Annotated in this window: 9 protein-coding genes and 2 pseudogenes; 6 read left to right on the top strand and 5 right to left on the bottom strand. The window is 55.7% G+C overall.

Going from position 1 to position 14584, the window contains the following annotated elements:
• Nucleotides 1-131: 131 nt before the first annotated feature.
• Together AC1ME2_RS25940 and AC1ME2_RS25935 are read right to left on the bottom strand one after the other, a co-directional pair.
• Entirely contained in the window at nucleotides 132-467 is a 336-nt protein-coding gene (locus AC1ME2_RS25940) for a hypothetical protein (protein WP_480438031.1), read from the bottom strand.
• A 213-nt stretch (nucleotides 468-680) separates the two neighbouring features.
• Nucleotides 681-1757 (bottom strand): glycosyltransferase family 4 protein, encoded by a 1077-nt coding sequence (locus tag AC1ME2_RS25935; RefSeq protein WP_480438030.1) that lies wholly within the window; start codon nucleotides 1755-1757, stop codon nucleotides 681-683.
• Nucleotides 1758-2242: 485 nt separating this feature from the next.
• Between AC1ME2_RS25935 and AC1ME2_RS25930 the strand changes: the two are divergent.
• From AC1ME2_RS25930 to AC1ME2_RS25905, 6 genes and pseudogenes are all read left to right on the top strand, one after another.
• Nucleotides 2243-2462 (top strand): annotated as a pseudogene (locus tag AC1ME2_RS25930) (hypothetical protein).
• 52 nt (nucleotides 2463-2514) lie between these two features.
• Nucleotides 2515-2928, top strand: a pseudogene (locus tag AC1ME2_RS25925) (site-specific integrase); the annotation flags it as partial.
• A gap of 20 nt (nucleotides 2929-2948) precedes the next feature.
• Entirely contained in the window at nucleotides 2949-4538 is a 1590-nt protein-coding gene (locus AC1ME2_RS25920; protein WP_480438029.1) for an ABC-F family ATPase, read from the top strand.
• Between the two features lie 351 nt (nucleotides 4539-4889).
• Nucleotides 4890-5168, top strand: coding sequence for a CopG family ribbon-helix-helix protein (locus tag AC1ME2_RS25915; protein WP_480438028.1), 279 nt, complete (start codon nucleotides 4890-4892; stop codon nucleotides 5166-5168).
• Nucleotides 5168-5443 (top strand): type II toxin-antitoxin system RelE/ParE family toxin, encoded by a 276-nt coding sequence (locus tag AC1ME2_RS25910; protein ID WP_480438027.1) that lies wholly within the window; start codon nucleotides 5168-5170, stop codon nucleotides 5441-5443. The genes AC1ME2_RS25915 and AC1ME2_RS25910 overlap by 1 nt, the downstream gene beginning before the upstream one ends.
• 253 nt (nucleotides 5444-5696) lie before the next feature.
• Complete coding sequence (locus AC1ME2_RS25905; RefSeq protein WP_480438026.1) at nucleotides 5697-6914, top strand: MFS transporter; 1218 nt, start codon at nucleotides 5697-5699, stop codon at nucleotides 6912-6914.
• A gap of 43 nt (nucleotides 6915-6957) precedes the next feature.
• Here the strand turns inward: AC1ME2_RS25905 and glgB are convergent, their stop codons facing one another.
• Genes glgB through AC1ME2_RS25890 form a run of 3 tightly spaced genes read right to left on the bottom strand, consistent with a single transcriptional unit; the run spans nucleotide 6958 to nucleotide 14552 of the window.
• The gene (gene glgB, locus AC1ME2_RS25900) at nucleotides 6958-9186 is read right to left on the bottom strand and encodes a 1,4-alpha-glucan branching protein GlgB (protein WP_480438024.1); all 2229 of its coding nucleotides are present in this window, start codon (nucleotides 9184-9186) and stop codon (nucleotides 6958-6960) included.
• A complete protein-coding gene (gene treS, locus AC1ME2_RS25895; protein ID WP_480438023.1) occupies nucleotides 9186-12509 on the bottom strand; it encodes a maltose alpha-D-glucosyltransferase in 3324 nt (1107 codons plus the stop codon). Before treS ends, glgB begins: the two co-directional genes overlap by 1 nt.
• Nucleotides 12510-12521: 12 nt before the next feature.
• Nucleotides 12522-14552, bottom strand: a complete 2031-nt coding sequence (locus AC1ME2_RS25890; protein ID WP_480438022.1) for an alpha-1,4-glucan--maltose-1-phosphate maltosyltransferase — start codon at nucleotides 14550-14552, stop codon at nucleotides 12522-12524.
• Between the last annotated feature and the right edge of the window lie 32 nt (nucleotides 14553-14584).

The following is a 14584-nucleotide window of genomic DNA, read 5'->3' as shown; positions in this document are numbered from 1 at the left end:
GAGTAGCAAGGCCCCAAATGAGGGCGGGGGGCGCGCGGAGAAAGGGCCCCCATCAAAAAGTAGCTCATCAGTGACTGAAGGCCGTTTCGGGGGGAAACGGCCCCAGCACCCTGGGTTACATCATTTGTCGCTTAAGCCTTGGTGTTGATAATCTCCCCTGTTATTTGCCCAGAAGCGTTTACCACTGGCGCTGCCTTGGACGTCGCAGCAGTCGATTGCTGAGGCACGGCGTTATGAGCGTGCTTGGCCACCAGTTTCTGAGCCTGAAGGTCACCGTGTCCGGCCTCTTTCGCGGTTTCAGCGGCCGTCTCGGTCGCTTCTTGCAACGCCGCTTTTAGGGTGCCGGCGGTCGTGGTGGTAGCGGCCGTTGCCGATTGCGAAGCGGCTATATCTGCAGGGGTTTTGGCTTTGACTTGGGCGGTTACGTTTACAGGTACTGCACTTGATGAAACTGCGCTGATTGACATTTGAATCTCCTAGGTCTTGGAAAAATACATACGCATCCGCCAAAAGCACGATCTGCATGGGTTTAATGCGGTGCAGCCTAGTGAGCACAATGTCCTCAACGTGTCGGTTATGCGTGAAAACTTTGTTCTAGACGGCCCAATCCATCAGGCGTTTATCCCACCAGGATGACGCCAGAGCGCAAGCCCCCTGAGCTAAAAGCTAAACAAGACGCCTCAAAGTGAAAATGCATGCTCTTCCATAAGAAGAGCATCGATATGTTGAGAGATCAGGTTTGCCGATTTTTTCCATGAGAATCGGTCTACATTGGATCGACCCAGCTTTTTCAGAATTTGACGCAACGCGGGCTCATTGAGGATCAAGTCCATTGCCGAGGCGATATCAGAAACACTGAGGGGATCGAAATAGAGCGCGCTGCGATGTAGAACCTCAGGCATCGCAGCAGCATCCGAAGCGAGTACTGGACAGTCGCAGGCCTGAGCCTCTAGTGGTGGGATACCGAAGCCTTCATACAGAGAAGGAATTATAAAAGCCGTCGCTCCTTGGTATTGCTTTACCAGATCGACATCACTCATTCGCCCCAAAAATATAATGCGCTTATCATTCAATACGAGACCTTGGAGATCTTGACTTGAGAGATTTGAAGAGGCATCACCAACAATCCGCAGCTGAATTTGGTCACTATCGTGTAGGCTGAGAAATGCCATTATCATTCTTTGGAAATTTTTATGCGCAGCGGGTGAAGACACGGCCAAGAGGTAAGGCACAGCCGTCGCATCGTTGACAGCCACTCTAAATCGGCCATCTACGGCATTAGGGATAATTATCATTTTTTCTTTGGAAAAACCAAAATATTTGGAGATTTCCTCTCTAGAAAACTCACTCACCGTAATGAGCGAAATAACTCTCTTAAGTAGCAGCGGCGTCAATATCCGATAAGCGTAACGAAACATTCGCGAGTAGCTTTCAGGGTGGCGAATATAAGAAATGTCATGGTGCGTGGCTATTTGCCTGCGGTAGATAAGCGGCGCCGTATTACACAATGAAATCAGGAGAGGCGTTCCTTGACTATTCAAATACCTAGGAAGATCAATTTGCTCCCAAAGGTGCCCCGTTCTTTTTCCTATCCGTACAGCCCCTAACTGGTCCGCAGCGGCATGATTGATAATATTGTCGGGCGTCACAAAAATCATATCGTCTCGAAGAGCATTTAATTCCAGACTAATTCGTTCAGAAAACCGCTGTACACCGCTCATCTTTTGCGTCAGGAATCGCGCATTGACTACGATCATATAGTTTCGCTCCTCGCTAATTAACTTCTTTAGGCCATGCCCAAGAGGTAAAATTAAATGCTTCCTGTTTACATCAATTAATCCATGAACTCATGATCGGCGGCGCACTAACATACCTGCCCTACAACAGGTTTGAACAACGGGATCAATGATCACTAAAAGGTCTCCGACGTCGGGAATGGCGTTGGTAGGACTCGCATGATCTCGGCCAGATTTCGCCATGGGTCCGCAGCGCCGATCATGCACAGAGGGCTCACCCGCATGATCAACATCCTGACTTTTCATGCGCTGGCCACCTATCACCCGATGGCCGAACAAATTCCACCGTTTAGTCCAACCTGCCAATTGATCACTCATGTTCACAACCAAACTCCCTTTTGAATGGGTGTCCGACGGTTTACTTCCAGACGTAAATGAACAGAGTAGTTCAGCTGGTGGCCCCCTGTGAATGAAAGTGCAATGTCTTTTGTCCTCGGAAAAAAATAGTGCTTTCCCCTCCCCCAAGGGCAGATAAAGACCTTATCCCTTCTCTACTGTTCAAGCTCAACGAAAATCAGATCGCCCCTGGAGGCTGCCATCATGGAGCTTGTGCTATGGGTTGAGCAGCGCGGATCCACGGATGTCGGCGGGAGCGTGCGCAGAGCAGCGAGCCCACCACGCTCCTTGATGAGCTGGATGGTCCGGCACTTGCACTTTTATCGCTGACGATGTTGGCCAAGCCTGCAGCCCCCAGCAGGGAGACCATGAATCAGGTCGAGGCCGCTATGTTTTGCTGAATGAGTGAGCCCTACATGCACTAGGATTCGCCAGGCAATACGCCGACCGTCGAAAAAAGGGCAAGGGCAAAATCAAGGAGACGCCGTACGTCTTCCCGCCGTCAAAGAACAGCGAGTACGTGAAACAGACCTCTGACGTCCCCAAACAATGGGGGCCGGCGCTCGCTGAGCTGCAAATCCGCTACCGGCCTCCGTACAACTGCCGTCACACATATGCGACAATATGCTTAATGTCCGGCATGAATCCCGCATTCATCTCTCAGCAGCTTGGCCACGGCGTCCAAATGTTGCTGTCAACCTATGCGCGCTGGATCAACTCAAGCTCTGACTGGGACGAGCTCAAAAAGCTCGATTTGGGTACCAAATTGGTACCGCCGTCATCCAGTCAATCCTAAGCTATTGAAAGGTAAGGTAATTGATCTCCACAGCTAACATCACCATGCAATTTGGCGCCAAACCCTTATTCGAGAATGTCTCGGTCAAGTTTGCTGGCGGTAACCGTTATGGCCTTATCGGTGCCAACGGTTGCGGAAAGTCGACCTTTATGAAGATCCTCGGCGATGATCTGGAGCCTTCGGGTGGGCAGGTGATGCTGGAGCCGAACGTGCGTCTGGGCAAGTTGCGTCAGGACCAGTTCGCCTACGAAGAATTCACCGTGATCGATACCGTGATCATGGGTCACGAAGAGCTGTGGAAGGTCAAGGCCGAGCGCGACCGTATCTACTCGCTGCCGGAAATGACCGAAGCTGACGGCATGGCCGTGGCTGAGCTGGAAACCGAGTTCGCTGAAATGGACGGCTACACCGCCGAGTCCCGCGCCGGCGAGTTGCTGCTGGGCCTGGGTATCGGTATCGAACAACACAACGGCCCGATGAGCGAAGTGTCGCCGGGCTGGAAGCTGCGCGTATTGCTGGCGCAGGCATTGTTCTCCAATCCAGAAGTGCTGTTGCTCGACGAACCGACCAACCACCTGGACATCAACACCATCCGCTGGCTGGAAAACATTCTGACCCAGCGCAGCAGCCTGATGATCATCATTTCCCACGATAGACACTTCCTGAACAGTGTCTGCACGCACATGGCCGACCTTGATTACGGCGAACTGCGTCTGTTCCCGGGCAACTATGACGAATACATGACCGTGGCGACTCAGTCCCGCGAGCAATTGCTGTCGGACAACGCCAAGAAGAAAGCACAGATCTCGGAACTGCAATCGTTCGTCAGCCGCTTCTCGGCCAACGCCTCGAAAGCCAAGCAGGCCACCTCCCGCGCCAAGCAGATCGACAAGATCCAGTTGGCCGAGGTCAAGCCTTCGAGCCGGGTCAGCCCGTTCATTCGCTTCGACCAAAACAAGAAGCTGCACCGCCAGGCGGTCATCGTCGACCGTATGGCCAAGGGCTTCGACGGCAAACCGCTGTTCAAGGACTTCAGCTTCACCGTTGAAGCGGGCGAGCGTGTGGCAATCATCGGCCCGAACGGTATCGGTAAAACCACCCTGCTGCGCACCCTGGTCAATGAACTGTCGCCCGATGCCGGTACGGTGAAGTGGACCGACGCTGCGGAACTGGGCTACTACGCTCAGGATCACGCGTCTGACTTCGAAGATGAGGCCAATCTGTTTGAATGGATGGGCCGCTGGACCCAAGGTGGCGAGCAAATAGTTCGCGGCACACTGGGCCGCATGCTGTTCTCCGCCGACGATATCATCAAGTCGGTGAAAGTGATTTCCGGTGGTGAACAAGGTCGTATGTTGTTCGGCAAGCTGATCCTGCAAAAGCCTAACGTACTGATCATGGACGAACCAACCAACCACTTGGACATGGAGTCCATCGAGGCGCTGAACCTGGCGCTGGAAAACTATCCCGGCACGCTGATCTTCGTCAGCCATGACCGTGAGTTCGTATCGTCGCTGGCTACGCGCATCATCGAGCTGAGCCCAAGCGGTGTTATCGACTTCAGCGGCACCTACGATGACTACCTGCGTAGTCAAGGCGTCGTGTTCTGATTTAGCGTCAGCGTTAGAAGAAAAGCCCTGCCCATGTAACGTAATGCTGTTCACTTAAGCGGAGCAGCCGTGCAATTCACCGGATAGCTGCTTTTGACGTCCTCACCGCCCTAGACCTCGCTGGTCTGGGGCGTTTTGTTATGAGGAGTACGCTGACACTTTCGCCTTTGTCGCTTTAGCTGCGTCTGTGCGAGCCGTAGCCGCTAGCTCAACTTGACATCACGGTTGACGACGAACCATTATTCACCATGATTAATTATGAATCGAACTGCCGCAAAGCTACGCAGAATAAATTGCTGCGGATAGACCACAAACGCCTGCTCACTTTCCCAGCACAGGAGTAAACCTATCATGGCAACTACTGTAAAAACCCGATCTGTCACCGCTCACGTACCCGTGCAATTGGCTGAGAAGGTCGATTTGATGGCTGAGCGCCTGGAACGCTCCAAGAACTGGATCGTTAAGCAGGCTCTTTCTGCCTGGATTGATCAGGAAGAAGAACGCAGTCGCCTGACCCGCGAGGCCTTGGCCGATGTTGACGCTGGCCGCGTGATTGACCACCAAGCTGTCCAGGCATGGGCTGATAGCCTCAACACCGACACTCCGTTGCCGGTGCCGGTGCCGCGCTGATGGAGTTGAAGTGGACAAGCAAAGCGCTTTCCGACATTGCCCGGCTGTACGAGTTTCTGGCCACCGTGAACCAACCCGCCGCCGCGCATACGGTTCAACAGCTCACGGCTGCTCCAAGCACGTTACTGACCAATCCACGCATTGGCGAACGGCTTGAAGAGTTTGAGCCACGGGATGTGCGCCGAATTATTATCGGCCACTACGAGATGCGTTACGAGATACAGGGTTCTACCCTCTATCTGCTGCGCCTGTGGCACACACGTGAGAATCGATAATTCCTGGCGATAATTGGAGGGTTCAGGCTCGCACCCTGGACTCCGTTTGACCTGTTGCTGTTTGGTACCTTGCGGCTTATCGGAAAACGCTAACGTACGATTTTTTCCGAATTCTATAGGCTCCCCTTTAGGCAAGCCTGCAAAGAAAGCATCTCGGCTCACCCGACACCACCCAGTTCGTTAGCCTGCTTCCTTTTATTTGCCACGCAGGCCATCATGGCGCTCTCCAACCGCCTGCCAGCGAACGAGCCACATGTCTATCGCACAAACCCCGCACTTCCAGACGCCACCCCCCAGTTCCATGGCGATCACCCTACAAATCGTTTCCATTGTGTTCTATACCTTCATTGCCTTCCTGTGCATCGGCCTGCCGATCGCGGTGATACCGGGTTATGTCCACGACCAATTGGGTTTCAGCGCGGTCATCGCTGGCGTGGCCATTGGCTCGCAATACCTGGCGACCCTGCTGAGTCGGCCCTTGGCCGGGCGGATTGCAGACGGCATCGGTACCAAACGCGCGATTATTTACGGCCTGTCAGGAATCTTCGTCAGTGGCTTGCTGACCTTGATCGCTATACTGCTCGACAGCCTGCCCGTAGTCAGCCTGACGATACTCATCATCGGCCGCGTGTTTCTTGGCGTGGCGCAAGGGCTGATCGGGGTGGGCACGATCAGTTGGTGCATCGGCCAGGTCGGCACGGAACACACTGCGCGAGCCATCTCCTGGAACGGCATCGCGTCCTATGGCGCCATCGCCATTGGCGCACCAGTGGGTGTAGTAATGGTCGACGCGCTGGGCTTCGTTAGCCTCGGCATTGCCTTGTCTGTCGTCTCATTGCTGGCGCTGGTGCTGATTCGTAATAAACCATCAGTACCTGTGATCAGTGGCGAACGCCTGCCTTTTTGGTCGGTGTTCGGCCGGGTCGCCCCGTACGGTGCGAGCTTGACCTTGGCGTCCATTGGCTACGGGACCCTTACCACGTTTATCACGCTGTTTTATCTGAGCCGAGGCTGGCACGGGGCGGCGTATTGCCTGACGGTCTTTGGCCTTTGTTTCATCCTGTCACGGCTGATTTTCATCAACGCGATCAACCGTTTTGGCGGTTTCAATGCCGCCATCGCCTGTATGGCAATCGAAACCCTTGGCCTGGTGTTGCTGTGGATATCACCCACGACCACGGTCGCATTGATCGGCGCGGGGCTGACCGGCTTCGGTTTGTCGCTGGTATACCCGGCGCTGGGTGTCGAGGCGATCAAACAGGTGCCGACCTCCAGTCGGGGGGCGGGTTTGAGTGCGTACGCGGTGTTCTTCGACCTGGCACTGGCCATCGCCGGGCCGGTCATGGGCAGCGTTGCTCTGGGGCTGGGTTATGCGTGGATTTTCTTCTGCGCCGCAGTACTGTCAGTGGCCGGTCTGTCACTGACAGTGTTGCTGTCTCGCCGCAATCACGTGGTGGAAAATCGAGTGTGAGGAAGGAGCGCTGCGGCGTGTCAAGCCGCAGCACCCGGCGAAATCAAGCCTCTGGGCGCAAGATCAACACACCCAGTGGCGGCAGGTTCAGTGCCAATGACACCGGCATGCCATGACTTCTAGTGTCGTCAGTCTGCACGCCACCCCCATTACCAAAGTTGGAGCCAGCATAGGTGTCTGCATCGCTGTTTAACAGCTCAGTCCACCGCCCGGCGAACGGAACACCGACGCGATACGCCGCACGGGGCACAGGCGTCAGGTTGGCAACCACCAGCACCGGTGCGCCCTCCTTGCTCCAACGCAACCAGGCGAACACGCTGTTGCTTGCGTCGTCACCGATCACCCATTGAAAGCCCTGAGGCACGCAATCTTGTTCGTGCAGCGCCGGTTCATCGCGATAAATCCGGTTAAGGTCGCCCACCAATTTCTTCACGCCAATATGTTCGGCGTACTGCAACAAATACCAATCCAGTTGTTCGTCGTGGTTCCACTCACGCCATTGGCCAAACTCACAGCCCATGAACAACAGTTTCTTGCCCGGATGCGTCCACATAAACGCCAGATAAGCGCGCAAATTGGCGAATTTCTGCCAGCGATCACCGGGCATTTTGTCGATGAGCGAATGTTTGCCGTGCACCACTTCATCGTGGGAAATCGGCAAGATGAACTTCTCGGACCAGGCGTACACCAGACCGAAACTCAGCTCGTTATGGTGATGGGCGCGATGGATCGGGTCCTGCTGCATGTAGTGCAGGGTGTCGTGCATCCAACCCATGTTCCATTTATAGGAAAAGCCCAGCCCGCCCTGCTGCGTGGTCTGACTGACGCCAGGCCAGGCGGTGGACTCTTCGGCGATGACCATCGCGCCGGGAGCCTCCAGGTGAACGACATCAGTGAGGTGGCGCAAGAAATCGATGGCTTCCAGATTCTCACGGCCGCCATTGCGATTGGGCACCCATTCCCCCGCTTTGCGCGAATAGTCGCGGTACAGCATCGAGGCCACCGCATCCACACGCAGGCCATCGACATGGAAATGCTTGAGCCAATGCAACGCCGATGCGAGCATGAATCCATGCACTTCGGTGCGGCCCAGGTTGTAAATCAGCGTGTCCCAATCCTGATGGAAACCCTCCTGCGGGTTGCCATACTCATACAGCGCGGTGCCATCAAATTGCGCCAGGCCATGAGCATCCGTCGGAAAATGCGCGGGCACCCAATCGAGGATTACACCGATATCGGCCTGGTGGCAGGCATTGACGAAAGCAGCAAAGTCTTCTGGTGAACCGAAACGAGCCGTCGGGGCAAATTGCGAAAGAGGCTGATAACCCCATGAGCCGCCAAATGGATGCTCCATGATCGGCATCAGCTCGATATGGGTGAAGCCCAGCTCCTTGATATAGGGGATCAGGCGCTCGCCAAGCTCGTGCCAGTTGTATTGGCGAACGACAAATTCGTCGCTGTGATCGAGCTGCCACGAGCCGGCATGCAATTCATAGATCGACAAAGGCGCGCTCGTCACATGGCGCTCGCCCCGCGACTGCATCCAGCCATTGTCTTGCCAGTCGAATTGTAGCGGTGTCGCCACCACAGATGCTGTTTCCGGCGGCATTTGCGTGGCCAAGGCCATGGGATCGGCCTTGAGCGGCAGAATCCCATGGGCGCCCAGAATTTCATACTTATACGCTTCGCCTGGCTTGAGCCGGGGAACGAACAGCTCCCAAACACCCGTCGGGTGACGCAAGCGCATCGGGTGGCGACGTCCATCCCAATTATTGAAACCGCCAACCACCGACACACGGCGCGCATTGGGCGCCCATACGGCGAAACGCACACCGTCGATGCCGTCGACAGTCTTGACCTGCGCGCCCAGGCAACTGCTCAGGTCTCGGTGATTACCTTCGGCGAACAAATACAGGTCCATCTCGCCCAGCAACAACTGGCCAAAGCTGTAAGGATCTTCAGTGATTTGCTCGCCGCCGGCCCAACTGATTTTCAACAGATAAGGCTGCGCGTTGGAAAAATGCCCGGCAAAAAAACCCGGCACCTCGCTCATTTCAAGCGCTCCCAGATCATGCTCGCCCTCACGCGACAGCACTCTCACACTGAGCGCATCGGGCAGGTAAGCACGAATAAACTGCCCACCCGCACCATCGTCATGGGGGCCAAGCATAGAGAACGGATCGCGATGTTCGGCGCGGATCAACGCATCCATATCGGCGGCGCCAGGCAGCAATTCCGATGTACCCCTGCCGTTTTCCTTACGTGCATTCATTATGATTCTCCATCAGACAAGGTCAGCAGCCCACGTAAGCCTTGCAAAGGCACAGCCAACCAGTTGGGGCGGTGCTCCGCTTCGTAGACCACTTCATAAGCGGTTTTTTCCAGCGTAAACAGTTCCAGCGCAGCGCTTTCACCCTTGGCGTCCTTCCAGCCATGGGCCAGTTCGGTGGTTGCCCGATGATAACCTTCGAGAAAGGCTTGGCGAGCCTGGGTCACATAGGTTTGCGCCACGCGTTGTCGAGCGGCCGTGGCTTCAGGCGAGGTGTCCACGCTTTGCGCATTGCGCTCGGCCATGGCCGCAGCGTAATCGAAAGAGCGCAGCACGCCACTGACATCCTTGAACGGGCTGTATTTAGCTCGGCGCTCAGTCAATGAACGCGCAGGTTCGCCTTCAAAGTCAATCAAATAGGCATCGCCTTTGACCACCAACACTTGCCCCAGGTGCAAATCACCATGCACGCGCAAGCGCAAGCCTCCCTCCGAGCGCTTGGCCAATACCTGAATGTAAGCCAGTATTTGCTTGCGCTTGCTCAGCAGCTTGGTAACCAGAGCCTGGTCGACCGGCTCCAGGGTAGTTTTGTGTTGCTCCAGCAATTGCAGGGCACGCTCCAGTTGAGCCGCCACGCTTTTGCCCGATTGCAGGCTGTCTTGAGCACCGGTGGATTCAGCGGCAAAATCCGGATTATCGGTTGGCGCCGCCAGTATTTGGTGCATCTCGCCCAGACGCTGCCCCAACAACGCTGCAAAATCCGACAGTTCCAGCAAGGCGTTGTAGTGCTGGTCCTGCTCGGAGCTGCCATGGGACAGCTCATCACGCACCGCCCGCTCCAGGTTGTTCTGGGTCCACTCCCAGGCATCACCCTGATTACTCAAATACCCTTGAGCGATCATCAGCAAATTGCTCTGGCCATCTTTATCAATACGCACGACAGAACCCAGCAGTGGTGAGATATACCTAAAGCCGGCTTCGGTCAGGTACGCCCCCATTTCCAGTTCCGGGTGAGTGCCCGCGCTGACACGGCGGATCATTTTCAGTACGAGGCTGCCACCGACGACCACGGAGCTATTGGACTGCTCAGCCGATAGGTAACGCACTTCGGATTCGTTATTGAGCCCCAACCGGGTCATTTCTGCGGTTTGCTCAAAGTGCAGCTCGCCTTCACTGCACGGCAGCACTGTCTCGGCCTGCATGCCCTGAATGACCGCGCGGATGAACGTTTCCAAGGTGAACGCGTCGGTGATCAGGCCGACTTGACGTCCGCGCCGCACACGGGCGAGCGCTAACTGCTGGGGCAACGCACTGCTGATGTCATCTTCGGCCAAAAGACCGAAGGGCAGTTGGTAGCGACCTTGATGATCGCCTGCGGTGACTTCGATTTCACTCAGCAACACAGGGTGCTGCGCGTCGCCAAAGCGCATCGCATAAACGATTCTGACCTTATCTATGGCTTTATCCTTACCCGCGAACCAACGACGTTTGGGCAGATAAAGCGTTAATGACGTCTTCTCCATAGTGCTGCGCAACGGCTCGTCCAGCAATTCTTCGAGGCGTTTTTTCAGGACGAGTGTCGGAAAGTCCGGGATGCTTTTCGCCGGTTCCACATGCCAGCTCGGCATTTGGTTCTCCGCTGCCAGCAGGAACCAATAGAAGCCGTAGGGCGGTAAGGTCAGCAGGTACGGAAGCTGGCCGACGGGCGGAAACGCACTGCCACCGAGCATTTCAACCGGAACCATGCCAGTAAACGGTGACAGCTCAAGTTCCGCCGCCTGCGCCGCGCGGGAGACGTTGGCCACGCACAGGATGATTTCAGTCTTGCCGTCCGGCCCTGTGTATTCACGGGTGTAAGCAAGAATTCGGCGATTGGTCGGTGAAAGCATCTTCAGCGTGCCACGACCGAATGCTTTTTGCTGTTTGCGCACCGCGAGCATGCGCCTGTTCCAGTTCAGCAGCGAATGCGGGTCGTTATTTTGGGTCTCGACATTGACCGATTGGTACCCGTACAGCGGGTCCATGATCGGCGGTAGCACCAGGCTTGCCGGGTCCGCACGGGAAAACCCGCCATTGCGGTCGATCGACCATTGCATCGGCGTACGCACGCCGTCGCGGTCGCCCAGGTAGATGTTGTCTCCCATACCGATTTCATCGCCGTAATACAGGGTCGGCGTGCCGGGCATCGACAGCAGCATGCTGTTGAGCAACTCGACGCGACGTCGATCACGTTGCACCAACGGCGCCAGACGTCGACGAATACCCAAATTGATCCGGGCGCGGCGGTCGGCAGCGTAGTAATTCCACAGGTAATCACGCTCACGATCCGTGACCATTTCCAGGGTCAGCTCATCATGATTGCGCAGGAAAATCGCCCACTGACAGTTCGCAGGAATTTCTGGGGTCTGACGCAAAATATCGGTGATTGGAAAGCGGTCTTCCTGCGCCACGGCCATGTACATGCGCGGCATCAGCGGGAAGTGGAACGCCATGTGGCACTCATCGCCGTCCTTGCCTTTTGTATCACCGAAGTACAGTTGCGTGTCTTCCGGCCATTGATTGGCTTCGGCCAATAGCATGCGATCCGGGTAGTTGGCATCGATTTCGGCGCGAATTTTTTTGAGTACCTGATGGGTCTCGGGCAAGTTTTCGTTGTTGGTGCCGTCACGCTCTATGAGGTACGGAATCGCATCCAGACGCAAGCCATCGATGCCCATGTCCAGCCAGTAACGCATCACTTGCAATACCGCGTCCATCACGTGCGGGTTGTCGAAATTAAGGTCCGGCTGGTGGGAATAAAAACGGTGCCAAAAGTACTGGCCCGCGACCGGGTCCCACGTCCAGTTGGACTTTTCGGTGTCGATAAAAATGATCCGGGTGCCGCCGTACTTCTGATCGCTGTCCGACCACACGTAAAAATCTCGCGCCTTGGAACCTCGCTTGGCCGTGCGGGCTTTCTGGAACCATGGGTGCTGGTCCGAGGTGTGGTTGATGACCAACTCAGTGATCACCCGCAGGCCACGGTCATGGGCCTCGGCGATGAACCGCTTGGCATCAGCCATGGTACCGAAATCGGGGTGCACACCTCGGTAATCGGCAATGTCATAGCCGTCATCACGACGCGGTGAAGGGTAGAACGGCAGCAGCCAGATCGTATTGACCCCAAGCTCGGCGATGTAGTCGAGCTTGGCGATCAGGCCGGGAAAATCGCCGATCCCATCGTTATTTGAATCAAAAAATGACTTTACATGGACCTGATAAATGACTGCGTCCTTGTACCACAGCGGGTCATTGATGAAGGCTGCGTGCCTTGGTTTCTTCGCCATCGTGGGTTCCTTTTAATTCGTGGCCTGGATACGCCAGATGCCGAAAGGCTGATGCCAAGGTTCGATGCGCATCCACTGTGTCTTGCCGTACCAGGTCCAGCGATGCCCAGTCATCAAGTCTTCACCCGAGGTTGAAGCATCATCGGGCAAACCCATCTCCCACAGAGGCAATTCAAAATGTGCTTCCTGGGCGTTGACCGGGTCTAGGCTGACAGCCACCAGAATCATGTTGCTGCCGTCGGCGCTGCGCTTGCCGAAATACAGAATATTGTCATTCCAGGCGTTATAGATCTGCAGGCCCAAGTGCGTTTGCAAGGCAGGGTTCTGCCGGCGGATGCGATTGAGCTGGGCAATTTCGGCAATGATGTTGCCGGGCGCTGTGTAATCACGTGGCCGCAGCTGATATTTCTCCGAGTCCAGGTACTCTTCCTTACCGGGTATCGGCGCGGCTTCGCACAATTCGAACCCGGAATACATGCCCCACAGGCCCGACCCCATGGTTGCCAGCGCCGCACGAATCAAGAATCCGGCACGGCCGGACTCATGCAGAAAGAACGGGTTGATGTCGGGGGTGTTCACAAAAAAGTTGGGGCGATAACAATCGCGCCAAGGTAGCTGATTCAGCTGAGTGAAATACTCTGCCAACTCGGACTTGGTGTTGCGCCAGGTGAAATACGTATAGCTCTGGGAGTACCCGACCATACCCAATCGCGCCATCATCGCCGGTTTGGTGAACGCTTCGGCGAGGAACATGACTTCCGGGTGTTGGCTACGAATATCAGCAATCATCCATTGCCAGAACGGCAGCGGTTTTGTGTGAGGATTGTCGACGCGAAAGATCTTCACGCCCTCCTCAATCCAGCACAGGACAACGTCACGCAGCTCCAACCACAAACTGGGGATCGCGTCAGGGGCATAAAAGTCGACGTTAACGATATCCTGGTATTTCTTCGGCGGGTTTTCCGCATAACGAATACTGCCGTCCGGGCGCCAGGAGAACCAGCCCGGATGCTCCTTGAGCCACGGATGATCCTGTGAGCACTGGATAGCAAAATCCAGAGCAACCTCAAGGCCATATTCAGCAGCGGTCTTCACCAGATTGCGGAAATCCTCGCGGCTGCCCAATTGCGGGTGAATCGCGTCATGCCCACCTTCGGGGCTGCCAATGGCGTATGGGCTACCCGGGTCATCCGGGCCTGCCACCAGCGAATTATTCGGCCCCTTGCGATACGCACGGCCGATAGGATGGATCGGCGGAAAATACAACACGTCGAAACCCATTTCCTGAAGCATCGGCAGGCGTTGCAGCACGTCATTGAAAGTGCCGTGACGCGCCGGATCGTCCGTGACCGAACGCGGAAACAGCTCATACCAACTGGCGAACTGCGCCAGCTTACGCTCTACATCCAGCGGGAATTCGACACTACGACTCAGGAAGGCGTGATTTTCAGCCTGGGCCATCAGTGCCGCGGTTTCACTGTGCAGGAGCAATGCAAGCTGAGCCTCCGGGCCACTTTGCCCAAAATGCTCGATTACTGCGCTGATTTGCTCTCGCAGTTCAGCCTTACTGCACTCAGCCGCTTGGCACAGATGAATGCGCCCCTCCTCCAACTCCAGATGGATTGGCACCCCAGCGCCATGCTTTTTCTGAAGTTCATAGCGATAGCTGGCGAACTGATCGATCCACGCTTCGAGCCTGAATACGTAACGAGCGACTGAGGTCGGGGTGAACTCACCTTCCCAGCTGTCATTGACCAGCTCGTGCATTCGAGCACTGTGCCAATGCTCTTCATCGGCAGCACGCCAACGAATCAACACCGACAGCTTGTCGTGACCATCGGCGAACACCTTGCTGGTCACCTTCACCGGCTGCCCAATAATCGCCTTCACCGCAAACAGCCCGCCCTCGATCACCGGCATCGTGCTTTCGATCACAATACGGGGTAATTGCAGGGCCTGGGTCAGGGATAAAGGCTGGGTAGGGTGTGGAATATCAGTGGCCAAAGAATCCGGACCATAGGGCTGATCAGCGGTCACATTCATCGAGCATCACTCCTCACGCCCTTTATAAAGAC

The sequence above is a fragment of the Pseudomonas sp. ASL9 genome (assembly GCF_056680335.1).
Note: the sequence above shows the minus strand (reverse complement) of the source record. Positions and strands in the feature narration are given on the sequence as shown.